This window comes from Hymenobacter sp. BT188 (assembly GCF_014333585.1).
In the GTDB taxonomy this organism is placed as follows: Bacteria; Bacteroidota; Bacteroidia; order Cytophagales; family Hymenobacteraceae; genus Hymenobacter.
Genome location: NZ_JACSCW010000004.1, coordinates 739514 through 762938, shown reverse-complemented (window position 1 = coordinate 762938; position 23425 = coordinate 739514). Strand labels below are relative to the sequence as shown.

Annotated in this window: 24 protein-coding genes; 20 read left to right on the top strand and 4 right to left on the bottom strand. The window is 57.1% G+C overall.

Features of this window, described 5'->3' with window-relative positions; all coding sequences use genetic code 11:
• Positions 1 to 213: 213 nt before the first annotated feature.
• Positions 214 to 690: a hypothetical protein gene (locus tag H8B13_RS14755; RefSeq protein ID WP_187311551.1), complete on the bottom strand. Its 477-nt coding sequence runs from the start codon at positions 688 to 690 to the stop codon at positions 214 to 216.
• Positions 691 to 896: 206 nt separating this feature from the next.
• Here H8B13_RS14755 and H8B13_RS14750 point away from each other — a divergent pair, with 206 nt between their 5' ends.
• From H8B13_RS14750 to H8B13_RS14695, 12 genes are all read left to right on the top strand, one after another.
• Positions 897 to 3371: a heavy metal translocating P-type ATPase gene (locus H8B13_RS14750; protein WP_187311550.1), complete on the top strand. Its 2475-nt coding sequence runs from the start codon at positions 897 to 899 to the stop codon at positions 3369 to 3371.
• A gap of 10 nt (positions 3372 to 3381) precedes the next feature.
• The gene (gene ccoS, locus H8B13_RS14745; RefSeq protein ID WP_133272948.1) at positions 3382 to 3531 is read left to right on the top strand and encodes a cbb3-type cytochrome oxidase assembly protein CcoS; all 150 of its coding nucleotides are present in this window, start codon (positions 3382 to 3384) and stop codon (positions 3529 to 3531) included.
• A gap of 103 nt (positions 3532 to 3634) precedes the next feature.
• Positions 3635 to 5842 (top strand): cytochrome-c oxidase, cbb3-type subunit I, encoded by a 2208-nt coding sequence (gene ccoN, locus H8B13_RS14740; protein WP_187311549.1) that lies wholly within the window; start codon positions 3635 to 3637, stop codon positions 5840 to 5842.
• Positions 5843 to 5973: 131 nt separating this feature from the next.
• The gene (locus H8B13_RS14735) at positions 5974 to 6177 is read left to right on the top strand and encodes a hypothetical protein (protein ID WP_187311548.1); all 204 of its coding nucleotides are present in this window, start codon (positions 5974 to 5976) and stop codon (positions 6175 to 6177) included.
• Positions 6171 to 6425: a hypothetical protein gene (locus H8B13_RS14730; protein ID WP_187311547.1), complete on the top strand. Its 255-nt coding sequence runs from the start codon at positions 6171 to 6173 to the stop codon at positions 6423 to 6425. The genes H8B13_RS14735 and H8B13_RS14730 overlap by 7 nt, the downstream gene beginning before the upstream one ends.
• Positions 6419 to 7309: a cbb3-type cytochrome c oxidase N-terminal domain-containing protein gene (locus tag H8B13_RS14725; RefSeq protein ID WP_187311546.1), complete on the top strand. Its 891-nt coding sequence runs from the start codon at positions 6419 to 6421 to the stop codon at positions 7307 to 7309. The genes H8B13_RS14730 and H8B13_RS14725 overlap by 7 nt, the downstream gene beginning before the upstream one ends.
• A 58-nt stretch (positions 7310 to 7367) precedes the next feature.
• Positions 7368 to 8777 carry a cytochrome c oxidase accessory protein CcoG gene (ccoG, locus tag H8B13_RS14720; protein ID WP_187311545.1) on the top strand — a complete coding sequence of 470 codons (1410 nt, stop codon included), beginning with the start codon at positions 7368 to 7370 and terminating at the stop codon, positions 8775 to 8777.
• Between the two features lie 54 nt (positions 8778 to 8831).
• Entirely contained in the window at positions 8832 to 9293 is a 462-nt protein-coding gene (locus H8B13_RS14715) for a FixH family protein (RefSeq protein ID WP_187311544.1), read from the top strand.
• 74 nt (positions 9294 to 9367) lie between these two features.
• Positions 9368 to 10144 carry a sulfite exporter TauE/SafE family protein gene (locus H8B13_RS14710; protein ID WP_187311543.1) on the top strand — a complete coding sequence of 259 codons (777 nt, stop codon included), beginning with the start codon at positions 9368 to 9370 and terminating at the stop codon, positions 10142 to 10144.
• A 36-nt stretch (positions 10145 to 10180) separates the two neighbouring features.
• Positions 10181 to 11071, top strand: coding sequence for a universal stress protein (locus H8B13_RS14705; protein WP_187311542.1), 891 nt, complete (start codon positions 10181 to 10183; stop codon positions 11069 to 11071).
• A 28-nt stretch (positions 11072 to 11099) separates the two neighbouring features.
• Entirely contained in the window at positions 11100 to 12038 is a 939-nt protein-coding gene (hemF, locus tag H8B13_RS14700) for an oxygen-dependent coproporphyrinogen oxidase (protein WP_261990380.1), read from the top strand.
• A gap of 104 nt (positions 12039 to 12142) precedes the next feature.
• A complete protein-coding gene (locus tag H8B13_RS14695) occupies positions 12143 to 12829 on the top strand; it encodes a hypothetical protein (protein WP_187311541.1) in 687 nt (228 codons plus the stop codon).
• 69 nt (positions 12830 to 12898) lie between these two features.
• On the opposite strand, the gene hemA is transcribed toward H8B13_RS14695, so the two are convergent.
• Entirely contained in the window at positions 12899 to 14173 is a 1275-nt protein-coding gene (gene hemA / locus H8B13_RS14690) for a glutamyl-tRNA reductase (protein ID WP_187311540.1), read from the bottom strand.
• Between the two features lie 261 nt (positions 14174 to 14434).
• On the opposite strand from hemA, the gene H8B13_RS14685 reads away from it, so the two are divergent.
• The 3 genes from H8B13_RS14685 to H8B13_RS14675 all read left to right on the top strand — a co-directional run bounded on the left by H8B13_RS14685 (position 14435) and on the right by H8B13_RS14675 (position 17233).
• Complete coding sequence (locus tag H8B13_RS14685) at positions 14435 to 15919, top strand: L,D-transpeptidase family protein (protein ID WP_187311539.1); 1485 nt, start codon at positions 14435 to 14437, stop codon at positions 15917 to 15919.
• Between the two features lie 179 nt (positions 15920 to 16098).
• Positions 16099 to 16962 (top strand): universal stress protein, encoded by an 864-nt coding sequence (locus H8B13_RS14680; protein ID WP_187311538.1) that lies wholly within the window; start codon positions 16099 to 16101, stop codon positions 16960 to 16962.
• A gap of 49 nt (positions 16963 to 17011) precedes the next feature.
• Positions 17012 to 17233: a hypothetical protein gene (locus tag H8B13_RS14675; protein ID WP_187311537.1), complete on the top strand. Its 222-nt coding sequence runs from the start codon at positions 17012 to 17014 to the stop codon at positions 17231 to 17233.
• 85 nt (positions 17234 to 17318) lie between these two features.
• Here the strand turns inward: H8B13_RS14675 and H8B13_RS14670 are convergent, their stop codons facing one another.
• Both H8B13_RS14670 and H8B13_RS14665 read right to left on the bottom strand, forming a co-directional pair.
• Positions 17319 to 18083, bottom strand: coding sequence for an SDR family NAD(P)-dependent oxidoreductase (locus H8B13_RS14670; protein WP_187311536.1), 765 nt, complete (start codon positions 18081 to 18083; stop codon positions 17319 to 17321).
• A 47-nt stretch (positions 18084 to 18130) separates the two neighbouring features.
• Entirely contained in the window at positions 18131 to 19003 is an 873-nt protein-coding gene (locus tag H8B13_RS14665; protein ID WP_187311535.1) for a universal stress protein, read from the bottom strand.
• A 274-nt stretch (positions 19004 to 19277) separates the two neighbouring features.
• Between H8B13_RS14665 and H8B13_RS14660 the strand changes: the two genes are divergently transcribed.
• The 5 genes from H8B13_RS14660 (at position 19278) to H8B13_RS14640 (ending at position 23328) form a co-directional block, all read left to right on the top strand.
• Entirely contained in the window at positions 19278 to 20000 is a 723-nt protein-coding gene (locus tag H8B13_RS14660) for an intradiol ring-cleavage dioxygenase (RefSeq protein ID WP_187311534.1), read from the top strand.
• A 65-nt stretch (positions 20001 to 20065) separates the two neighbouring features.
• Positions 20066 to 20569, top strand: a complete 504-nt coding sequence (locus H8B13_RS14655) for a hypothetical protein (protein ID WP_187311533.1) — start codon at positions 20066 to 20068, stop codon at positions 20567 to 20569.
• Position 20570: 1 nt separating this feature from the next.
• Positions 20571 to 21308 (top strand): hypothetical protein, encoded by a 738-nt coding sequence (locus H8B13_RS14650; protein WP_187311532.1) that lies wholly within the window; start codon positions 20571 to 20573, stop codon positions 21306 to 21308.
• Positions 21309 to 21381: 73 nt separating this feature from the next.
• Positions 21382 to 22563 carry a sensor histidine kinase gene (locus tag H8B13_RS14645; RefSeq protein ID WP_261990379.1) on the top strand — a complete coding sequence of 394 codons (1182 nt, stop codon included), beginning with the start codon at positions 21382 to 21384 and terminating at the stop codon, positions 22561 to 22563.
• 9 nt (positions 22564 to 22572) lie between these two features.
• A complete protein-coding gene (locus H8B13_RS14640) occupies positions 22573 to 23328 on the top strand; it encodes a LytR/AlgR family response regulator transcription factor (RefSeq protein ID WP_187311531.1) in 756 nt (251 codons plus the stop codon).
• Positions 23329 to 23425 lie beyond the last annotated feature (97 nt).

The following is a 23425-nucleotide window of genomic DNA, read 5'->3' as shown; positions in this document are numbered from 1 at the left end:
CTGCTCCAGAAATCGTACATGCGCGGCAGGTGGACCGGCCAGTCGACGTGAGCAAACTCGTTGAAGACCGGCGCCAGCAAAGCATCCGCATTCACCTTATTATAAAAGGTATCTACTAGCAGTTTTATGTCGGCTTCGTTTTGAATATCGGGGCGGGAATTGAACATGCGTTAGGTAGAGAAAAGTCAAAATGGGCTTGCTGGGGGGGCTTTTTTACGCGTGCTGTACGCGTCGGCGCTGCGCATTCAACGTCTGCCGGTTGAGGGTAAAATAAGCCAGCGCACCGGTGCCAAGCAGCAGCAGCAGCTTCACCGCTTCGGCCACTATATACAGCAAATGCAGGGAATTGGGCGGCGGCGGGTTGCCGCTCAGCAGCGCCTCGGCCCGCACATCCAGCGCCGGCAGCAGCCAGAACGTTTGCAGCACCACCACAAAGCTAAGCGCTGCCAGCCCCGCCCACACGCGCCGGTCAGGCCGCAGGTACAGGGCGCTGATGATGGCCAGTGCGCACAGCCCGATTTCTACCTTATTCAGAGCATGAAACACGATGCGGCCGATGCCTACACCCAACGGCACCGTGATGTGCGGGGCCGTGAACTTAAGGGGCGCTTCCAGGAAAGAGATGCCCCCCACCATGCCAGCCCACAGAAAAAGGGCCGCTACAAGTACAAGAGGAAGAGACTGAGGCATAGACAAAGAAAAAGCAGTTCGGATGACGTGGCCCGCACCCAGAATAAACAAGTGGAAGCGCTGACCGGAACAGCCGCGCTCTAGTACAAAGGTCAAAGGAGTTCCGTTCGGCCGGCTTAACATCAATCAAGCCCGCGCTTGATACTTATCATCGTTCGGGCGGGCTTCAGGGCGGAGCTTTGTCGCTGAACCTATTGTAGCTGCCAGTGCCTGCCGTTCTCGAACAACCCGCTACTCATCTTGCCTGTGCTCACTGTGGCGATAAATGCCCCCCAGAGCCATTATTGCTCGCCGATAAGCCCTTTTGCTGCGCCGGCTGCCGCACCGTGTACGAGCTGCTCGACACGAATAACCTCTGCACTTATTATAAACTGGATGAGCGGCCCGGCCTGAAAGTAAAGGAAGTAGAGCTGCCCGGCCGCTTCGATTACCTCGACTCCGAAACCGTACAGGCCCAGCTCCTCTCGTTTCGCTCCGAGGAGCGGGCGCGGCTGACGTTGCAGGTGCCCCAAATGCACTGTACTTCTTGTATTTGGCTACTGGAAAACCTGCCTCGCCTCAACCCTGGAATTGTGGAAGCGCGGGTGCAGTTTCTGCGCAAGGAAATCACCATCACCTACTTACTGGCCGATACCAGTCTCAAAGAAGTAGTACGGCTATTGGCCTCTGTGGGCTACGAGCCGCAGATTACGCTGGCCGAGCTAGGTGCCCAACCGCACCGCGCCGGCCGCACGCTTTACTACCAACTGGGTTTGGCGGCTTTTGCCTTCGGCAACGTCATGCTCTTGGCTTTGCCGGAATATTTCTCCTTTGTAGAGGATTTGCAGGCCGGTTTTGGGCAGTTTTTTGGCTATTTGAGCTTGCTGCTGACTTTGCCAGTACTGCTGTACAGCGCACGGGGCTTTTTCAGCTCGGCTTGGCAAGGACTGCGACAACGCTACATCAACCTCGATTTTCCGATCAGTCTGGGGCTGGCCGCGCTGTTTAGTGTCAGCACTTATGAGGTCATTTCCGGTAAGGGGCCAGGGTATTATGACTCATTTACGGGGCTCGTCTTCTTCATGCTGATTGGCAAATGGGTGCAGCAGCACACCTACGACGCCCTGCGCTTCGACCGCGACTTTACCTCCTACTTCCCTGTGGCCGTAACGCGGCTGACGCCGGAAGGCGACCAGTCCATTTCGGTCAAAGAATTGAAAGTAGGCCACCGGATTCGGGTGCGGCACCAGGAAGTAGTGCCCGCCGATGCGGTGGTGCTGCGCGGGGTCGGCCAGATCGATTATTCCTTCGTGTCGGGCGAGAGCACGCCGGTGGCCCGCGCCTCGGGTGAGTTGGTATTCGCGGGCGGGCGACAGTTGGGTGAGGCCCTGGAACTGGAGGTCGTGCGCGATGTATCGCAGGGCTACCTCACCCAACTGTGGAACAACCCGGCCTTTGCCAAACAGGATAACGACGCCACCTGGGAAACCTACGCCAACCGCGTGGGGCGTTATTTTGTGGCCGTAACGCTGCTGCTGGCCCTGGGCACGCTCGTGTATTGGGGGCCACGCGACACATCCATGATGTGGCGGGCGTTTACGTCGGTGCTGGTTATTGCCTGTCCGTGCGCCCTGTCCTTGGCTACGCCGTTTACCCTCGGGGCCGCGCTGCGGGTGTTGGGCCGGCACAAATTCTACCTTAAGAATTCGGCCGTTATCGAAACCCTGGGCCGCGCCGACACGCTTATTTTTGACAAAACCGGCACACTCACCGACACCACCCAAGCGGAGGTGCACTACCGCGGCCGGCCGCTGTCAACGCTGGAGAAGCGGCTTGTTGCCACGGCCGCAGCCCAGTCCACGCACCCGCTGAGCCAGCGCTTGGCGCAGGAGCTATCCACTGAGCCCATGCCGCTCACTGGCTACCAGGAGCATCCCGGCCAGGGTATCAGAGCCACGGCGGAAACGGGTGATACAGTGCGGCTAGGCTCGGCTGCCTTCGTGAGCGGAAAGTGGGCTTTTGCTTCAGGAATTAATTCTATCCAAAAAGCCCCCCAGCCAGCTGCATACGCCCAAACAGCGGCACCAGAGGCGCCCGAAACCCGCGTCAACATTGCGCTGAATGATGAGCAGGCTGGCTACTTCACCTTCCACAACGTCTACCGCCCGGCTCTGGCCAATGTGCTTGCCAAGTTGAGCCGCCGCTACCGTCTGGCCGTACTATCCGGCGACACCGATGCCGAGCGCACTCGTTTACAAACGCTTTTCGGGGAAGATGCCGAGCTTCATTTCCGGCAGTCGCCGACCGATAAGCTGGCGTATATCGCGGCCCAGCGCGCTCAAGGGCGTACCGTGGTCATGGTAGGCGACGGGCTGAATGACGCGGGAGCATTGCGCGCCGCCAACGCCGGCATCGCCCTCACCGACACGCTCACCAACTTCTCCCCCGCCTGCGACGCCATTCTGGATGCCAGCGAGTTTCAGCGGCTGGCCACCTTCCTGGGCTTTTCGCGCTTGTGCCTGCGCGTTGTTCTGGTCACGTTTGCGCTATCGTTTTGCTACAATGCTTTCGGGCTGGCGCTGGCCGTGCAGGGACTTTTCACGCCTATTGTGTCGGCCATCCTGATGCCTATCAGCTCTCTGAGCGTAATGATTGTATCGACGCTACTGGTGCGCTGGGCCGCGCACCGTTACCATTTATAATCCTGTTGCCATGACTATTATCTTCTTGCTGATTGGTATCAGCCTACTTGTGGCGCTTGCGTTTCTGGGGGGCTTTTTGTGGGCCGTACGCAGCGGTCAGTACGACGACGAGTACACACCATCTGTGCGCATGCTCTTCGATGAGGAAGAGGAGAAATAGTACTGAATTGATATCAATCAAGCCCGAGCTTGATATCCGTCATGCTTTGCCATGGAGGTGGCGATGACCTTTGAAGCAGTAAAAACACTTACTGTTTCACTCTATGGAAGTCGCACCCGTTACGCCCCTTATCATTGCTGAGCCGCCCCTGGTTCAGACCCGAGTATCCCGCGCCGTCGACGAGTTTTTCTACGATAATAAGATTGTCCGCGACTTCGGCATCGCCACCGTGTTCTGGGGAATAGCCGGCATGATCGTCGGAATTCTGGCGGCTTTTCAGCTAGCCCTGCCTGAGGCCAACATGAATACGGCCGTCACCACGTTCGGTCGCATCCGGCCCTTGCATACCAATGCCGTCATTTTCGCCTTCGTCGGCAATGGTATTTTTATGGGGGTGTACTACTCTTTGCAGCGACTGTGTAAAGCGGCCATGTACTCCAAAAAGCTCAGCCAGATTCACTTCTGGGGCTGGCAGCTCATCATCCTTAGCGCCCTGATTTCCTTGCCTTTGGGCTACACTACCAGCAAGGAATACGCCGAGCTGGAGTGGCCCATCGACATTGCCATTACGCTGGTATGGGTGGTGTTTGGCTGGAACATGTTCGGCACCATTGCCAAGCGGCGCGAGCGGCACTTATATGTGGGCATCTGGTTCTACATCGCCACTTTCCTCACCGTGGCCGTGCTGCACATTGTCAACTCGGCGGCGTTGCCCGTTAGCTTCATGAAAAGCTACTCGGCCTACGCCGGGGTGCAGGATGCGCTGGTGCAGTGGTGGTACGGCCACAACGCGGTTGCCTTCTTCCTGACTACGCCCTACCTAGGTTTGATGTACTACTTCCTGCCCAAGGCAGCTGGCCGGCCGGTGTACTCTTACCGCCTGAGCATCATTCACTTCTGGTCCCTGATCTTCATTTACATCTGGGCTGGTCCTCACCACCTGCTCTATACGTCTTTGCCCGACTGGGCCCAAAGCCTGGGGGTTGCGTTCTCGGTAATGCTGATTGCGCCCAGCTGGGGCGGCATGATCAACGGCCTGCTCACATTGCGCGGCGCTTGGGATAAAGTCCGCGAAGAGCCCGTGCTGAAGTTCATGGTAGTGGCCATTACGGCTTACGGCATGGCCACGTTTGAGGGGCCGATGCTCTCGTTGAAAAACGTGAATGCCATTGCCCACTTCACCGATTGGATAGTAGCACACGTGCACGTAGGCGCCCTCGGCTGGAACGGATTCCTCACCTTCGCCATGCTCTACTGGCTGTGGCCCCGCCTCTACCGCACCGAGCTGCACTCCAAGAAACTAGCCAACGCCCACTTCTGGCTGGGCACCATCGGTATCCTGTTTTACGCCCTGCCCATGTACTGGGCCGGCTTTACCCAGGGCCTGATGTGGAAGCAGTTCAACGCCGAGGGCATGCTGCAATACCCCAACTTTCTCGAGACCGTGCTCCAAATCGTGCCCATGTACTACATGCGCGGTATCGGTGGAGTGCTGTACTTGAGCGGCGTGTTTTTGATGATGTATAATCTGATAAAAACGGCCAACGCGGGTACGTTGCTGGCTTCAGAAAACGCCCACGCTCCTGCCCTGCTGCCCGCCAGCGAAGACCCACACGCCGACGCCGGCCACTGGCACCGCTGGATTGAGCGCCGCCCCTTGCAGTTGGCTATTGGCGCCACGGTCGCTATCCTGATTGGTGGCGTAGTGGAAATGGTACCGACCTTCCTCGTGAAGTCTAACGTGCCGACCATTGCTTCAGTGAAGCCTTATACCTCCTTGGAATTGCAGGGCCGCGACCTCTACATTAAGGAAGGCTGCTCGAACTGCCACACCCAGATGGTGCGCCCCTTCCGCTCCGAAACCGAGCGCTACGGCGAGTACAGCAAAGCGGGCGAATTTGTGTACGACCGGCCCTTCCTGTGGGGCTCCAAGCGTACCGGTCCCGATGTGCATCGCGTGGGGGGCAAATATCCGCACTCCTGGCACTACAACCACATGATGGACCCCACCAGCATGTCGCCCGGCTCCATTATGCCGCCTTACCCCTGGATGTTCGAGAACGAGATTGACTACTCCACGCTGCCTGCTAAAATCCGAGTGCTGCAACAGCTAGGCACACCTTACCCAGCGGGCTACGATAAGCAAGCCGTAGCTGATGCGCGCCGTCAGGCCGAAGGCATCGTGCAAGAGCTGAAGAAGGAGGACATCGAGGTGAAATCCGAAAAGGAAATCGTGGCTTTGATCGCCTACCTCCAGCGCCTCGGCACCGATATCAAAATGAAGCCCGAGCAGGCTACCGCCGCTCAGTAGCATGAATTATAAAAGAACGTCATGCTGAGCTTGTCGAAGCATCTCTACAGCAATAGTAATCCAACGAAGCGGTAGAGATGCTTCGACAAGCTCAGCATGACGAACGGAAATTATTCAAACCTCAATCCATCATGGACAAGAAAGTATTGCAATCCATTGCCGGCGTCGAGATATACCCCATTATCTCCTTCCTCATCTTCTTCCTCTTCTTTCTGGGCCTGCTGATTTACGTGGTGTTAGCTAACCGCCAGCACTTCAATAACATGAGCAATCTGCCGCTTCTCAGCGACGACGAGACCCTGAAGGCCCACCTCGAACAAGACGCATCATGCTAACCAAACGCGCTTTTTTGCTAACCGCCTCTGGCCTCCTCCTTACCGCCAGCATGGCTTTTGGGCAAACACCCGCTACCAGTACCGATATGCTGTTCTGGCTGCTGGGGGGCATTTTGATACTCGTGCTGCTGCTGGTGTTGGTCGCTGGTGCCTCCCTGGCCTCGGCCACTCGGCAAGTGCGCCATTATGAAGCGTCAGCCACCAATCAATCTATCACGAAAGCTGAGGAAGGAGCACCCACATGTTAACGCACCGCAAAATGAATTATGGGGCCCTGACCGCTCTGCTGGCGCTAACCGTCGGCACAACGGTAGCCCAGACAGCGGAAGCCACCACACCCGCCCCGGCGGCCGGTGGCCAGGATGCGCAGATAATGCTGTTCTGGTTTTTGCTGAGCACGCTGGCTTTGGTCCTGATGGTGTTTCTGCTGCTCTTCACGATGATTATCGTGCGCATGAAGCCACAGCTGCGCAAGGTGTACGAGTTGCCCACGGTGCACGACACCTGGAGCGGCAAAGTACTCGGCCTGCTCATCGGCGACACGCGCCTGGTAACCGGTGGCTACAAAGAGGAGGACATGGGCCACTCGTACGACGGCATTACGGAGTTCGACAACGATTTGCCGCCGTGGTGGAAGTATGGCTTCTATTTCACTATCGTGTTTGCAGTAGCCTACATGGGCTACTACCACGTGGCCAATGCCGGAGAGCTGCAGATAGCTGAATATGAGACTGAAATGCGCCAGGCGGCGCTGCTGGTGTCCAACGAGCCCGACGACCCCAACAAGCTCACCACCTACACGGCCCTGCTGACGCCCGCCGACCTCAGCGCCGGCAAGTCCATCTACACTACGAATTGCGCTCCCTGCCACGGGGCCAACGCTGAGGGCAAAGTAGGCCCCAACCTGACTGATGAGTACTGGCTGCACGGCGGCGACATAAATGAGGTGTATAAAACCATCAAGTTTGGGGTCACCAGCAAGGGCATGGTGGCCTGGAAAGGCAAGCTCGCCGGCAAGCAGATTTTGCAGGTATCCTCCTACATCGAGTCGCTGCAAGGGTCTAAGCCAGCTAATGCCAAAGAGCCCCAGGGCGAAAAAGCAACTGCTGCCAAAACCATAGCCGCCAAGTAGTACCGGCCCACCCCATCTTCCTCACTTCAGCCCGATTTGACCGTCGGCGCACCAGCCAATGCCTGTTACCACGTTCCATCCTAACGACGACTTTCGCGACTCCATCGCTACGGTGGATGCGGCGGGCAAGCGCGTTTGGTTATTTCCCAAGAAGCCTAGCGGAGCCTTTTACCGCGCCCGCAAGTTGATTAGCTACGGCCTGCTCATCGTGCTTTTTGCCGGTCCCTGGCTGCGCATCAACGGCCTGCCGGTGCTGATGCTGAATCTGCCGGCGCAGAAGTTTATCATCTTCGGCCAAATCTTCTGGCCCCAGGATTTCTTTATTCTGCTGCTGGCGGCCCTCACGTTTCTGCTGTTCATCATCCTCTTCACGGTGGTGTATGGGCGGGCGTTTTGCGGCTGGGTGTGTCCGCAAACCATTTTCCTGGAAATGGTTTTCCGCCGCATCGAGTACTGGCTGGAAGGTGATGCTCCTCAACAAAAAGCCCTGGCCCGGGCCAAGTGGGACTGGAACAAAATCTGGCGCAAAACCAGCAAGCACGCGCTGTTTCTGCTGATTTCCTTTCTAATTGCCAACACGTTTCTGGCCTACATTATCGGTTCGGATGAGCTAGTGAGTATCATCACCGATCCGCCCCGCGAGCACCTTGGCGGCTTGGCTTCGATGGTGCTGTTCACGGGCGTATTTTATGCCGTGTTCGCCCACTTCCGCGAGCAGGTGTGTACCATTGCCTGCCCCTACGGCCGCTTGCAAGGCGTGATGCTCGACAAAGACAGCCTCGTGGTAGCCTATGATTATCAGCGTGGTGAGCCCCGCAAGAAGCTGCGCAAAAACCAGACGCGCACCGCCGGCGACTGCATCGACTGCCACCAGTGCGTACAGGTTTGCCCCACCGGCATCGACATCCGCAACGGCGCCCAGCAGTTGGAATGTACCAACTGCACCGCCTGCATTGATGCCTGCGACAACATCATGGACCTGATAAACAAACCGCAGGGCCTGATTCGCCACGCTTCGGAAAACAACATTGCCCAAGGCAGCAAATTTCAGCTGAGAGGACGCGTGAAGGTGCTGTCGGGCGTGCTGATGGTGTTGCTGATGGGCCTCACGTTTCTGCTGGTGTCGCGCTCCAATGTGCAGGCCACGGTGCTGCGCACACCAGGTCAGCTTTTCCAGAAAACCGACCACGGCACCATCACCAACCTCTACAACGTGTCCGTTATTAACAAAACCAATCAGCCTTATCCTATCACCCTCAAGGTATTGGAGCCGCTGGGGGGCAAAGTTTCGCTGGTTGGCAAGGAAAACATGACGCTGCCCGCCCAAGGCATCACGGAAGGCGTGTTTTTCGCCGAGTTGCCCAAGTCGGCGCTGCTGACTACGAATCAGAAAATCCGCATCGGCATATTCAGCAAAGGCCAACTGATCGCGGAAACCAAAACCAAGTTCCTTGGGCCCGCGCAATAGCCCGCCCCGAGTTCATCAGCGGGCCTCCTCGTCCGCTCACCTTCGCTTAGTTGTATGACCACTTCCCGCTTTAATCTCTGGCCTTACGCCATCATTGCCACCTTCGTGTTGTTTGCCAGCTACATCGGCTACATGGTGCAGCAGGCCATGAGCACCAGCGTCGACCTGGTCAGCGCCGACTACTACCAGCAGGAGCTGGCCTACCAAAAGCGCATCGAGTCGGTGGCCCGCACGGCGGCACTGCCAGCCCCTGTTCAGGTAGACTACGAGCCAGCGGCGCAGCGCCTGACGCTAAAATTGCCCCCCAGTCTCGCTGGCCAAGCCGTGCAGGGCACCGTGCACTTTTTTCGCCCTTCCAATCAAAAGCTGGATTTCAACCTACCCTTTGCCCCCACCGGCGAGCCAGCGCAACAGCAGCTGAACACCAGCAAGCTCCAGCCCGGCTACTGGCGTCTGCGCATCGATTTCACCGCCGGCGGCCAGCAGTATTTTGTCGACAAAGAGCTTTCCATCTAATCTATCGCGGACCTTCATATTCCTCGCTTAAATCATTTACTAGCAGATTTCAAGGTCTGCGCTATCATCACATCATGCTCTGGGCAGGCTTTCTTTTTGGGCTTTTGGGTAGTTTCCACTGCGTGGGCATGTGCGGTGCCATTGCACTGTCGCTGCCCGGCGCAGGCGGCCCCGATTGGCGCTACCTGACCGGACGGATACTCTATAACCTGGGCCGCGTGACTACTTATGCCTCGCTTGGGGCAGTAGCGGGTCTGCTGGGTCGGGGTCTCCAATTGGCCGGCTGGCAGCAAAGCTTATCGCTGCTGTCTGGGGGGCTTATTTTGGTGCTGGTAGTGGCACCAGAGCAATGGCTGAGCCGGGCTGCGGCTTTGCTGAAACTGGATGGTGTGCTGGCCTGGGTGAAAAGACAGCTGCTGTATTTCTACCAACAGCCTTCGCTCAGTGCCCTGTATATCACAGGTTTGCTGAATGGTTTGCTGCCCTGCGGCATGGTGTACCTAGCCTTGGCTGGCGCCCTGAGCGTGCCCGGCGTAGCGGGCGCTGCGGGCTACATGGCCTTGTTCGGGCTGGGTACGCTGCCGCTCATGCTGGCGCTCTCACTCTCCGGGCAGCTAGTGCCCAGCGTGTGGCGCGGCCGCATGCGGCGGGCAGTGCCCGTGATGGCCACCTGCCTGGCTCTCCTATTCATAGTGCGCGGCTTGAGTTTGGGCATTCCATACCTGAGTCCGCAATTAAACGGCCCTGCCAAAATCACCAACAGAGGCTCCATGCAGCAGCCCGCGACGGTGCACTATTGCCACGACCCAGCCGCGGTTGCGGAAATCAAGCCCACTCCTGCTTCCAAATAAGTTCTGCTTATCCTTCCTTCTTAACGCGTTGTTGCCATGCAAACCATTCTCGTGCCCATCGACTTCTCGGCCGCGTCCGAAAACGCGCTGGTTTATGCCAACAAGCTAGCCCTTCATCTTCCGGCTGAGATTGTGCTGGTGCACTCCAACCCCGGCGCTCCGCTTACCCCCGAGCGAAGAGTGGCCCTGCTAAGCCGCTTGCAGGCCCTGGCCGAACGCCTCCGCTACCATCACCTCACGCGCCAGAGTGGCCGCCGCATCCATTACCATTTTCACATGGCTACCGCCTCCCTCGCCGACAGCCTGGAAGTACTGGTAGGCGGCTACCACGCCTCTCTTGTGGTAACGGGCTTGTCGCTAATGGATTGTGCTACGGCCACGGCAGCGGGCAACCCGATTACGCTCTTGCCGGAGCACGTAAGCTGTCCAGTGCTCATCGTGCCGCCGGGCCGCCATGAGCTGGCTAGTCAAGTGGTTGTTTCCGGCGACTTTTCCCGGCTTAATGCCCAGCAGCTGGCACCACTCACCTCCCTGGCCCGCACCGCCAATGCCCACTTTGATTTGGTTCAGTTTCATCCACCTACCAGCACCGGGCTGGCACCACTGAAAAAAGCCTTGATGGCAGCGCGCGCTAACCTTACTAACGCCACCGTGCACCTGATCCCCGAAGAAGATGCGCTGGAAGATATCAGCGAATTCTGCGCTCAGCAAACAGCTCAATTATTGGTACTAGCAACAGTAGATGGCTGCCTGATTCGCCGTTTTTTCAACCCACACTATATCAAAACGAACGCTTATCACCTGCGTATTCCGGTGTTATTGCTCCCCACAAGCACGCTCCCCACCAAAGCCTGCTGCGACCAGTGTTCCCTGCGTCAAGCCGCCGAAAACCGGTTGGCGGCTCGAATTTCAACCGTCACTTTCTGAACCTTACATAACTACGAATATCTCTATCATGTCATTACACATGCTTACCGAAACCACTTACTCCACCGACACTCAATCTACCCGCGCTACCGTCGCGGCGTGGATGCGCCAATTTCAGGACTGGCTGTGCCAGCAGCTCGAAGCTGCGGATGGCCTCGCTTCGTTCCGGGAGGATAAATGGGTGCATGAAGGTGGCGGCGGTGGCCGTACGCGCGTAATTGCCGAAGGAGCTATTCTGGAGAAAGGCGGCGTAAACTTCTCGGCCGTGTGGGGAAAGATGAGCGAAACCGCTGCCCGTCAGCTCCTCATGCCCAACCCTAATTACTTTGCTACGGGCGTATCGGTGGTGCAGCACCCGCGCAGCCCTATGGTTCCCATTTCACACATGAACGTGCGCTACTTTGAGGCGGGCAACGGCGAGGCTTGGTTTGGAGGCGGTCTCGATCTGACCCCGATTTACGTGGATGAAGCGCAGGCCCACTGGTTTCATGAGCAGATTCTGCAGGTCTGCAACCAACATAATCCCTCCTATTATCCACGCTTCAAGCAGTGGGCCGATGAGTACTTCTACCTGCCTCACCGCCAGGAAACGCGAGGCGTGGGGGGCATTTTCTTCGACCGTCTCACCGTTGGCAAAGACGGCAGCTTCGAGGAGCTGTTTGCCTTCGTGCAGGCCGTGGGCGAAGTGTACGGCCGCACGTATTCGGAGCTCATGCGGCGCAACGCGAATCTGCCCTTTGGAGAAGCTGAGAAGCAATGGCAGCTGGTGCGCCGGGGACGCTACACCGAGTTCAACCTAGCCATCGACCGCGGCACCAAATTCGGCCTGGAAACCGGCGGACGCACAGAGTCTATTCTGATGAGTTTACCGCCCCTGGCCGCCTGGCATTACGACTATCAGCCCACGCCCGGCTCGGCTGAAGCGGCAACTCAGGCCTGGCTCCGGCAGGGTATCAACTGGGTATAGCATCCCATTAGCACAAGCATTCAGCTCTGAGCTCCGAGTACACTCTGACCATCAAGCAGCTTCCTTTTCAACCTCTACCCAGACTTCAGCATCAACGCTCTACGATGATTCTCAAACCCTTACTTCCTGGCTTGGCCCTATTGCAGGCGGCCTGCGGCGACGTCAAAAATCCAAATGGTATGCCCGACGAGCCCACCAGCAGCGCCCCACCCCAGGTGGTAACGGCCAACGCACCCAAACCCGACTCAGCCGCGGCCAAAACTGAAAACCCTGTAATGCCCGCCGACACGGCTATAACGGGTGCCTGGCTGCTGCTCGATGGCGCGCTCAGAAGCCATGACGCTCAGGTGCTTAACCAGCTGGTAGATCCAGAGTATGGCCTCTGGATTTTGGAACAAACCGGAAACGTGCCGCTCGTAACGCGTGTGGCGGATAGCGACCAATTTCGCGACCAGCAGCATCGGCCACTTTTCGCGCTCGATAAGAAGCTTATGACGTGTGCCGCGCCGCAAACCGTAGCCACGCTGCCCGCCGCGAACTGTCCGGGGGGCAAATTCGCTAGGGAAGGCTGCTTCGCTGGGCCGGCCACTGGGTTTCGTGCGCTAAATTTCTGGGCGCAAGCCTCGATAAAAGGAGGCAACCGCAATCAGGGCCAAGCGGCACAGGGGCGCACCGTTCGCTCCGTACTTCAGACGAGCACCGGCTATCAATTTCACTTTGCTAAATCGGCGGGGGCGGGTGGTCGCTGGCGCCTGATTTTTATCGATCTGCGCGGTGCTTGTCCGGCGTAGTTCCTGGCTGGGGGGCTTTTTCAAATATTTAGACCCAAACGCACCTCTTTTTGCTAGGTAAATCAGTCCTTAAGCTCCAGCCTCAACGAGTTCGTCTTCCAGAGCAAATAGCTCCGTGAGCATAGCCACCAACTGGTCGGCTTCCCCGCGCTGGCAGGCGGCTTTTAGCTGCAACACTGGGAGCTTCATAAACTTCTGCGTCAGTGACTTAGTCGCGTCGTCGAGTCGGGCTGCCTCCTCCGCGCTCATATTTTTCTTGAAGCGGTTTACCTCCTGTTGGCGCAGCTGCTCCAGCGTAATTTTCAGCTTCTGAATAACCGGCGACACCTGCAAGTTGCGGCTCCACTCGTGCAGCTCGGCCATGCATTCGGCAATGATTTCGCGCACGTGGGGCACCGCCGCCACCCGCCGGGCCAACGCCTCCGACGCCTTATTCTGGATAGCATCAATATTATAAACCAGCACGCCCGGCACCTGCTCGGCGGCGGCCGCAATGCTGCGGGGCACCGACAAATCAATAAAAAACTTGGGGCTCAGAATAGTTAAGCCGGCCAACAGTTCGCGGGTAAAAAATGGCGAAGGCGTGGAGATGGCTGAAATAACCACATCGGCTGCCTGTAGGCCCTGCGTAAGGTGGGCAAAATTCAAGATTTGCAAGCCGCACTCGGTAGTCAGTGCCTGAGCGGCGGCCGGGGTACGGTTGCAGATAGTGACTTCCGTAAAGTGCTTGCTCTTGCCAAAATGACGGCAGATATCGGCCCCAATCTCGCCTAAGCCCACAATGAGAACCCGCGGCTGGGCAATACTAGCCGTCAATTCCTGCACCAGCTCCAGCGTGGCATAAGACGTAGAAGCGGCGCCGTCGCGGAAGGCGGTTTCCTGCTGCACGCGCTTGTTGGCGGCGAATACGGTGTGGAGCAGCCGATGCAAAAAAGGCCCTGTAACATTTGCTTCCGTCGAGCGCTGGTAGGCTCTTTTCACCTGGTTGCTGATCTGCATATCGCCCACCACCTGCGCGTCGAGGCCCAAGGCAACTTCAAACAGATGCTGCACTGCGGCCGTAGCGGAGTTGAGAACGGTGAAGTAGGAATAGTAGCTGCTCGCATCCATTTCCTTCAAGTCGCCTAAGGCTTCTACAATGGCGGCGCTGTTGTCGGTATCGGCAGTGTAGTAAACCTCGGTGCGGTTGCAGGTACTAAGCACCAGCACGTCCGACAGGCCCAAGTGGTTGTGCAGCGTATGCAGCAGGCGGCCGCACGTCGCCTCATCCAGTGTCAGCAGCTCGCGAATGGCCAGAGGGGCTTTTTTGTAAGAGAGACTGACGGCCTTAAAGGATTGTTTCATAAAGTATTGCCGGAACAGAAAAGGCAGCGTGAGGTGGGTTTAATCAACTACAATCTGCTGCCTAGCCTAGGCTTTGGAAGTGGGCAGATTACAGGCTCAAAGTTTAGCCTTGGCGGCTGCCCTTTCTATGACTTTACTCAGATACTGCGATGATTACCGTCATATACACGCACCTTAAGCAGTCCGTATTTTTGGTGCAGCCGACAGCTAAAACGCAGCTATGTGCGTGGCCGGCCCGGCTCTCGCTCTTTTCACCGCCCAATGCATATTCGCCTTTTTTCTCTTACGTCTGCTGTCTTCTTTTCGCTCCTGCAATTGCAATGCGGGGGCCAGCAGCAAGGGGTGACCACCCCGGCCGACCAAACAGCTGGTATTAGTCAAGATTTGCCCCCCACTGAAACGCCAGTGGGTGAACTCATTCTGGCCCTGCTCGATACAACTGCCGCGGGCCCTGCGGCCGTAGACGAGCGCCTGGGGCTACAGGTCGGGCCCCACGTGCGGGCATTTTACGGCGTTACCCCTCAACCTGTCTGGTCTCAGCCCAACGACAGCCTCACCACGGAAGCCAAAGCGGTACTGGCCTTGCTAGACCAGGCTCGCGCTTATGGCCTCCAGCCCGAATATTACGCTACTGATCGGCTGGTTGCATTGCGTGACTCGCTGCGCCTCCCTGCTCCTTCCAGCCCGCAGCAACGGGCGCGCCTCGACGTGTATCTGAGCGATGCCGTGCTGCGCTTTATGCTCGATTTGCACCGGGGCAGGCTGCGCACGTATGCGGCCTCACCGCGGGAGCGGGCTACAAGGCAGGTTTTTCAGCCAGCCGACTTATTGCGGGAAAGCCTGACTGCGGGCAAAGTGGCCGACGGCATTTTAGCGTGTCAGCCCCATAACCGGGAATATCGGCAGCTGCAGCAGGCACTGGAGCAGTGGCTTAGCACGCCGGTTCCGGCCGACTCGGTTGCCCAGTATCAGGTGCGGTATGAGCAGGTGGCCCTGAATCTGGAGCGCTGGCGGCAGGAGGCTATTTCAGATTCAGAATACCTGCTGATAAATCTGCCCGCGTACAAGCTGGAAGTGGTGCGCGGCGACAGTGTGGTGCGCCAGCACCGCGTGATTGTGGGCCAGCCCAAAACGCCCTCGCCTACCCTGAGCAGCACCATCGACCATTTTACCCTGGCGCCCGACTGGCACGTGCCCCGCTCCATTGCCACCAAGGAGATTCTGCCCATTCTGAAAAAAGACGTGGACTACTTGGCCCGGAATAACTTCGCCCTCTACGATGAGCGCGGCCGCCTGCTCAACCCCTACCAGATCGACTGGCAGCAGGTCTCGGCCAAGAGTTTTGCCTACACTATCCGGCAGTCGGCCGGCTGCGACAATGCCTTGGGCAACATTGTGTTTCGGTTTAAAAACCCTTACTCCGTGTATCTGCACGATACGCCGGTGCGGCAAGCGTTTACTTACCCGATGCGGGCGCTCAGCCACGGCTGTATTAGGCTCCAGAATCCCATGCAGCTGGCAGCTTACCTGCTGGCGCGTGGGGGGCAATTCAGGAAGCTACCGACTGATGAGGAGTGCGCCCGCCAGTCGAAGCCGCAGCACATTCGCCTAGCCAAGTCCATTCCGCTGCATGTGCGCTACTTCACCTGCGCCACCGAGAACGGCCAGCTTCGCTTTTATCCCGACATCTACCAGCGCGATAAGGCGCTCAAGCGCGCCCTTACCCTGATTGCGCGCGAGTCGTAGGACTCCTTCAACTGCATGATTTAAAACAGATTGTCTCATGATTTAAATCATGGCTGTGGGCGGCCGCATTTTCGAATTTTGTACCGCTGCTTGACCACGCTGGTAGAGTTCATGCCGCAAAAAAGCCCCCCAGCACTTGTTTTCGGCCTGTCTCACCACATCAATTTAAGCCTGTAGTCATGACGTTGAACCTCACTCAGTCTGCGCCCTCCACCGTACCAGCTTCCGACAAGCCGGCCCTAACGTTGATTGTGCTGACTGATTTCTTTCCGGCCGCGCATCGGGCTATTAAATACGCGGCCGAGTTGGCGGCGCCCCTCGGGGCCAGGTTGCTGCTCCTGTACGTGCGCGACAATTTTCAGCTCGATAGCAAGCTGGATCCCGACAGAGAAGAGCGCGACCAGGATCTGCACGCCGCTGTGCGGGCGCTGACCGACGAGCTGTACGTGCCTACTACCATCGAGATGGTAGCTGACCTGCAGCTTTCTACGGCCGCCGATCTGGCTAAGCGTCATGCGCCGGCGCTGTTTGTGCTGGGCCGCGCCGACGAAAGCCTGAACGAAGCTGAAGTGGGGGTAGCGGTGCTGGAAGTGCTACGTGGGGGGCATTTGCCCCTGCTGGTAGTGCCCGAAACTTACCAGGGCTCCTCCACCCCGACCCAAGCCGTAGTGGCGGCCGACGGCGAGCCATTCACTCTGGATAAGCCTTTGGCTGCCTTGCAGTTATTGGCGCAGCTAGAGCCCCGCATGACCGTCGTAACGGTGTCGGGCATTGAAGACAACCAGGCCTGCGCTACGTCGCTGCGCCAGGTAAAAGCCAGCGGCCTCGCCGATGCGGCCAGCCATGTCACGCTGGAAGCCATTCGGCACACCTATCCGGTCGAAGGTCTGCTCAAAGCCATTACGCTTATTAAGGCCGATCTGCTGATTCTTGTTGCCCGCCGACGCAGCTTTCTGGGAACGATGTTTCACCGCAGCGTCACGAACCGGCTTTTGCGCACCTGCCACATCCCCATGCTGGTATTGCCTGCCATCGATGGCTAGCGCGCTGAGCATGGCCACCTGATCTGAACTAACTACTCTTTCTACTGCTATGAACAAGCAAATCACGTATCCCGCTCTTCACTCAACCTACCCGTCGGTCGCGCGGGTGAGCCGGTCAGCGGCCGGTTCGCGCGGCCGCCAGCGCATTGCTCCTTCCCATGACGTGACTAGCCGTCCGGAAGTAAATCACCAGCTTAATGACACGGTTACGGAAGCGGCGGGCCTGGCCCGAAACAATGACGCCTGGGGTTACTACGCTGGCTCATTCTAAACACCAGTCTTAAACATAAAAAGCCCCCCAGGTAATCAAATGATTACCTGGGGGGCTTTTTTACGTGCATCGTTACTGCCGGCGGTTACTGCGCCAGGTAGCCGCCATCCACCACAATGGCCTGGCCCGTTACGAACGATGCTTCATCGGAAGCCAGCCACAGCAACGCACCTGTTATTTCTTCGGGTTTGCCCAGCCGATGCATGGCGTGTTTGGAGGCAACCGCTTCTTGCAGATCCTTGTGCGCATCGTCGATGCCTGCTTTGGTGAGCATGGGCGTGGCAATGAAGCCCGGACAGACTGCATTTATCCGAATGCCCTGCGGCCCGTATTCCAGCGCGGCGGTTTCGGTCAGGCCGATGAGGCCGTGCTTGGCCGCCACGTATGCCGATGCGCCCGCAAAGCCCACTTTCCCCAGAATAGAGGCCATATTGATAATGACGCCCCGCCCGGCCGCTACCATGGCCTGAAGCTCATACTTTTGGCAGTACCAGACGCCGCTCAGGTTGATGTTAATCACGCGCTGCCACTCCTCATCGGGGTAATCGGCGCTGAAGGCCGAAGCACCACCTATGCCAGCGTTGTTAATCGCTACATCGAGCCGGCCGAAGGTGTCGAGCGTTTGGTTAATCAGATTTTGCACGCTGGCCGATGAGGCTACGTCGCAGGCAATAAACAAACTTTTGGGCCCCAAAGCGCTCAACTGCTGGGCCACCGCCTCTCCTTCCTCCGCCGACACATCGGCTACTACTACGTGGGCGCCCGCTTTAGCAAACGCTTCCGCGGCGGCTTTCCCGATGCCGGAAGAAGCTCCGGTAATCAGCACAACTTGATTTTCAAATGATGGCATACAGAACACAGACTATTAAAAGGTTAATCACACTATTCTACTCACAGTCAATTCATTATATTCATGATGCGGGGTAGGCTTCTGCCAACGCCGCGGGATACACGCTGGGCGGGCAACACAAGCACCGGAACCGGGCTGTGCAAAATCATTTGCGCCGTTACGCTGGTATGAAACAGCCTTTCCAGGAATCGGTGCCGCCGCGCAATCATTACGAGCATATCGGCCCCCTGCTCCGATACCGCCTGCAATATTCCTTCGCCAGCGTGGGTGTGACACACATGGTAAGGGCGCACCTGGCGAGGGAGGTCGCGGGTGAGACCGGTGTCCTCCACCGTTTGAAGCGCCCGCTGGGTGGTGTGGCGAGTAGCCGATTCGGTGATGTGGGCCACCGTCAGATCAATCTGCAAAGCGTTGAAGAAGTCGCGGATGGGGGCCACATGCTCACCTAGCTCAAACCCATCGCCATCGGCGGCCAGCAGTATGCGCTGCGGCACCTCGATCGGCAGGGTATGCGGCGGAACAATAAGCAAGGGATAGGGACTTATTTTCAGCAGATTAAGCGCGGTAGTAGTCACCAACACATCAGGAATATCTTCGTCAGCCGGCCGGCTCAGCACAATCATCATCGGATTATGCAGCTTGGTGCTTTCCAGCACGGCCTCTTCCACACGGCCCGAAGCCACTTCTGCCTGAGCAAGCACGGGCAGGTCACGGATCAGGTGGTTTAATGCCAGATCCGTTTCTTTCTTGGACCTGACTACCCGCTTACCCGTCAGCAATTCCGGGTCGAGCAGGGAAGTGCGTTCTACGTGCAATAGCACCAACCGAGCTCCGAGAGGCTTCGCTATGGCAGTAGCGAAGGCTAAGGCTCGGTTGGAGCCGGCGAAAAAATCGGTCAGAATAAGCAGGGCAGGCTTCATAACCATCTAACGCTTTGTTAAAGAGCCAAATGTGGCATTTCATCAGGAAATAAGCCATGTGACAAATCATGATCAGCCATGATCTTTATCAGGTTTTCAAGTCCGTGATTTTCAGCGCTGAGCTAATTGGGGGGCTTTTTTGGGTAGCGCTTTAGCTCAACGAGGGCTATTCATCTATACAAAAGCCCGAACTGTCGATTGTGTGCTGTAGCAGAAATGGGTTCGAACGAAATTCGATCATTCATTCAGCAACTCCTTCTCCGACAGCTACCTCATGGAAAGAAAGAATTTTCTCAAAAGCTTATTAGTAGGCGCCATCTCCACTCCTGCTCTGCTCAGCGCCTGCGGCAAGGAATCGGATTCGATTACGCCGTCAACGGGCGGAACTGGAACCGGAACTGGCACCAGCTCCGGTAGCTGCGCCGTAGCGCCCACAGAGACAGAGGGCCCTTTTCCTACTAAAGCGCCCGCCTCCTATGTGCGCAGCGACATAACGGATGGCAAAGCCGGCCACAAAATGACCGCCAAGATTACCATCACAAACACTAATAATAGCTGCGCGGCCCTGGCTGGGGCCTTGGTCGACATCTGGCACTGCGACGCGGAGGGAAACTACTCCGAGTACGGCGGCAGCGGGATGCAGTCGACCAACTACACCAACGTGCACTTCCTGCGGGGGCGCCAGACCACGGATGCCAACGGGCAGGTGACATTTACCAGCATCTTTCCAGGCTGGTACAACGGCCGGGCCACGCACATTCATGTGCACGTTTACGCCGCCAACGGTACGTCGCTGAAAGTAACCCAGATTGCTTTCCCTGAAGGAAGCGGGTCGGCGGTAGCGGCGGTAAACGGCTACGGCAAGGGCCTGAACGGCTACACCTACAATGCCAGCGACAACGTGTTCAGCGACGGCGTAACCCAGGAATTGGCCACCGTAACAGGCAGTACCACGGCAGGCTTTGAGCTGTCAATCACCTTCGGGGTAGCCGCCTAACGCGGCACCCAAATTTGCCCCCCAGAGACCAAAATGGGGTTCTATAACGGTATAGTTTTCCTTGCATGTCTACCCGCCTGATTACGCTGTGCTACCGCAAGATCATTGACGCAAACGCCAGCCGACCGTGGGAGAAAATGGTGTTTGAAGATACCTACACGGAGTTTCGGATGCAGGCGCAGCTATTGAATCAGGAGAAGAAATACCGCTCCTTTGGCGAGTTGCTGCACTACGCACCCGGCGCCGACCAGCTTCACTTTCTGGTAAGCGCGGCGGTGCGGGGCTATGTGCAGCAGTTGGGCGGCCTAGTGCCCGACGTGATCGACAACCTGGGCCGGCACTTCCTGAAGTTCAGCAAGTTTCAGTTCGAGATTATCAACTCAGACCTGCTCGATAAAGCCCGGCATCAGGTAGCCATAAATTTCTACTCAGAGCCGCTGATGTGGCATGACACTATTGGTACGCAACTCCTGGTATCGGAGGCAGCAGGTGTGGGGGGCGAAATACTCACGAACCAACTTTCACTACTTCCCTTTCTGTCCATTTATTCCTTGCAAACGCGCGACTAACATGATTAAGCAAACACCGGGTAAGATATTCTTAGGCGACCAGCGCGGAGCAGCCGAAACGGCTCAATATCGGCGCTATAGTACCTTCCAGTTTGGCGCCTATGTACACGAGCATAAGCAGGCGTTTGGCAACCTACAGGCCGTGAATGAGGAAACTCTGGGCGGCGGCCAGCAAGTAACCCTGAAGGTAACAGAAGCTACCCATGTGCTCATTATTCCTGTAACCGGGGCCGTTAGAGTTGGGCTCCTTCAGGAAACACCAGCCCTGACCCACGTTGAAGAAATGCACCTGCTAACGGTGCCTGCGGGCAGCACCCTGCACTTTGCGAACCCCTATGATAACGAGGTGATTACTTTTCTGCACCTCTGGATAAGAGTACCCCAGACGGCCGAAGGCGCTTTGAACCGCCTATTTACCTTCAACTGTCAGGATCAACCCAATCAACTGGTGGAGGTAAAACAGATAGTTCCTGTTCAGGTAGCAGATCAGACGGGCGTTTCGCTTCCGTTTAAGGTGAGTATCGGCCGATTTGCGGGCCGCCAGGAAACCTTGTACACCTTAAAAAAGCCTACCTCTCAAGTATTCCTTTTCGTACTGGCGGGAGCATTTGAGGTGGAAGGCAGACTGTTGCACGAGAAGGACGGGCTCGCCTTGTGGGACACAGCGGAAGTGGAGCTGGAAGCGTTGAGCAATGAGGCCGTGGTGGTGGCTATTGAACTGGAGGCCTCCATGACCTAGCAACTTCTCCTAGTGGTTTGATGAGCTGACTTTTGCCCCCCAGCCTCTAGTATTACCCGACAACCCCTGTACTTTGAACACGTTTATTCTGCCCACGCCGCTGGCCCCAAAGCCAAGCGGCGCGCACGTTTATTTAGCAAAAGCACCCTGGATGCCCTTTTTTATGCCGCGTCAAGCCCAGACCTGGTTACTGCACGCCGTCATTTGGGTGCTGTTGGGCGTACTGTTGTTCACCCAGCCGGCAGGGCGATTGTCAGGCAGACCTTATTATCTGCTCCAAGCGGCGCTGTTTGTTACGTCGCTGAGCATTTTTTATCTAAACAGTAACTGGGCCGTGCCCCGGCTCCTGTACCATCGCCGGGTGCTGCTCTACATCGGGTTTGTGGTGATAGTCGTACTTGGGGTGGTAATGGCACACCGTCGCTTGCAAACCTATTTTGAAGCCTCAATCGGCAACTTCCGTCAAGAAGTGCCCCAAAGTTATGGGCTAGGTCCCCGCGAGCGTGGGCCGGGTGGGCCACAAAGGTCGCAATCGGGAATTTTGGGTTGGGTTAATCCGGCGGTTGTGCTTTCTACGCTATTGGTGGTGGGGCTGGGCACTAGCGTTGCGGCCGTGCAGCGCGGGCAGCGTGAAAGCCAGCTACGCCAAGCGTTGGAGCAGGAAAAGCTTTCCACTGAACTCTCCTGGCTGAAAGCACAGATCAATCCGCACTTCTTTTTTAACACGCTCAATAATATCTATTCCCTCACCCTGCTCGATGGAGAGCGGGCGCGTGAAGCTATTCACCGTCTCTCCCGCATGATGCGCTACGTGCTCTACGATACCCAACATGGCACCGCGCAGCTTAGTCAGGAAGTGCAGTTTTTGCAGGATTATATCGACCTGATGCAGCTGCGCCTAACCGACAACGTCCAAATTGAGTTCACAACCCCTCACCCGCTGCAAGAGGCGCCGATTGCTCCCATGATCCTACTTACGTTCGTGGAAAACGCGTTTAAGCACGGCGTGAGCACACTGGCTCCCAGTCGTATACGCATTACTGTACAGCAGCCGACGCCTCAAACTTTGGAAGTAACCGTGCAAAATAGCGTATTCGCGGATCGGCCGGTGGCCTTGGATGAGAACAGCGGCATTGGACTAGTGAACACCCGGCGGCGGCTTGAGTTGCTGTATCCCAACCGCCACACGCTGACCGTGACGGAGCAAACGCCCGAGCACGAATACCAAGTGCACCTACTGCTTCGCCTAAGCTAACCCTTTGCTATGACGCTTACCTGCATTGCCGTCGACGACGAACCACTGGCCCTCAAGCTGGTTAGTCACTTTATCGAGCAAACGCCGTTTCTGCAGCTCGTGGGCACTTATAGCAGTGCGGTGGCGGCGCTTCGAGGCTTACAGCACCAACCCACGCCAGTCGACTTGCTTTTTCTGGATATTCAAATGCCTGACTTGAACGGCCTGGAGCTGGCGCGTGTGCTAGATCGAGGGCCGGGTGGAAACGGGCCGCGGGTGGTATTTACAACGGCGTTCAATCAATATGCCCTGGAAGGCTACAAAGTAGATGCGCTTGATTATCTGCTGAAACCGTTCACGTACGAGGAGTTTTTACGGGCTGCGCAAAAAGCGCAGTCCTACGCTGCCCTTAAGCAGCCGTCTTCCTCACCTGCTCCAAATGCCTCATCTGTACCGGCGCCAGAGGAAGATTATCTTTATCTGAAAGTCGAGTATCAGCTCGTGCGCGTTCCGTATCAGGACATTCTGTACGTAGAGGGCCTAAAGGACTATGTGAAAGTACACCGCCGCAGTGAGGCCCGGCCTTTGTTGTCGCTGATGAGCCTGAAATCATTGGAGGAGCGGTTACCGGCCCGGCAGTTTATGCGCATTCATCGCTCCTACATTGTAGGGCTGCAACATATTACTGCCATCGGACGCGGCGCGGTGCAAATAGGGGCCGAAACCATTCCCGTCAGCGACGGATACCGCGAAGCCTTCGACCAGTTTATCAGTCGCTGGAAATAGTTAGGTAGCTTAGTCGTTGCCTATTAAAAAAGCCCCCCAATAACCTATTAACAGGTTGTCGGGGGGCTTTTTTGATGTATTTAGTTGAAAGGAGTTA

Bases quoted from the DNA above. Each gene is read 5' to 3' on its own strand.
- H8B13_RS14730 (WP_187311547.1), top strand. From the start codon at position 6,171: ATGCTAACCAAACGCGCTTTTTTGCTAACCGCCTCTGGCCTCCTCCTT.
- H8B13_RS14650 (WP_187311532.1), top strand. From the start codon at position 20,571: ATGATTAAGCAAACACCGGGTAAGATATTCTTAGGCGACCAGCGCGGA.
- H8B13_RS14715 (WP_187311544.1), top strand. From the start codon at position 8,832: ATGACCACTTCCCGCTTTAATCTCTGGCCTTACGCCATCATTGCCACC.
- ccoN (WP_187311549.1), top strand. From the start codon at position 3,635: ATGGAAGTCGCACCCGTTACGCCCCTTATCATTGCTGAGCCGCCCCTG.
- H8B13_RS14710 (WP_187311543.1), top strand. From the start codon at position 9,368: ATGCTCTGGGCAGGCTTTCTTTTTGGGCTTTTGGGTAGTTTCCACTGC.
- H8B13_RS14735 (WP_187311548.1), top strand. From the start codon at position 5,974: ATGGACAAGAAAGTATTGCAATCCATTGCCGGCGTCGAGATATACCCC.
- H8B13_RS14755 (WP_187311551.1), bottom strand. From the start codon at position 690: ATGCCTCAGTCTCTTCCTCTTGTACTTGTAGCGGCCCTTTTTCTGTGG.
- H8B13_RS14725 (WP_187311546.1), top strand. From the start codon at position 6,419: ATGTTAACGCACCGCAAAATGAATTATGGGGCCCTGACCGCTCTGCTG.
- H8B13_RS14640 (WP_187311531.1), top strand. From the start codon at position 22,573: ATGACGCTTACCTGCATTGCCGTCGACGACGAACCACTGGCCCTCAAG.
- ccoS (WP_133272948.1), top strand. From the start codon at position 3,382: ATGACTATTATCTTCTTGCTGATTGGTATCAGCCTACTTGTGGCGCTT.
- H8B13_RS14655 (WP_187311533.1), top strand. From the start codon at position 20,066: ATGTCTACCCGCCTGATTACGCTGTGCTACCGCAAGATCATTGACGCA.
- H8B13_RS14670 (WP_187311536.1), bottom strand. From the start codon at position 18,083: ATGCCATCATTTGAAAATCAAGTTGTGCTGATTACCGGAGCTTCTTCC.
- H8B13_RS14685 (WP_187311539.1), top strand. From the start codon at position 14,435: ATGCATATTCGCCTTTTTTCTCTTACGTCTGCTGTCTTCTTTTCGCTC.
- H8B13_RS14665 (WP_187311535.1), bottom strand. From the start codon at position 19,003: ATGAAGCCTGCCCTGCTTATTCTGACCGATTTTTTCGCCGGCTCCAAC.
- H8B13_RS14675 (WP_187311537.1), top strand. From the start codon at position 17,012: ATGAACAAGCAAATCACGTATCCCGCTCTTCACTCAACCTACCCGTCG.
- ccoG (WP_187311545.1), top strand. From the start codon at position 7,368: ATGCCTGTTACCACGTTCCATCCTAACGACGACTTTCGCGACTCCATC.
- hemA (WP_187311540.1), bottom strand. From the start codon at position 14,173: ATGAAACAATCCTTTAAGGCCGTCAGTCTCTCTTACAAAAAAGCCCCT.
- H8B13_RS14695 (WP_187311541.1), top strand. From the start codon at position 12,143: ATGATTCTCAAACCCTTACTTCCTGGCTTGGCCCTATTGCAGGCGGCC.
- H8B13_RS14660 (WP_187311534.1), top strand. From the start codon at position 19,278: ATGGAAAGAAAGAATTTTCTCAAAAGCTTATTAGTAGGCGCCATCTCC.
- H8B13_RS14705 (WP_187311542.1), top strand. From the start codon at position 10,181: ATGCAAACCATTCTCGTGCCCATCGACTTCTCGGCCGCGTCCGAAAAC.
- hemF (WP_261990380.1), top strand. From the start codon at position 11,100: ATGTCATTACACATGCTTACCGAAACCACTTACTCCACCGACACTCAA.
- H8B13_RS14680 (WP_187311538.1), top strand. From the start codon at position 16,099: ATGACGTTGAACCTCACTCAGTCTGCGCCCTCCACCGTACCAGCTTCC.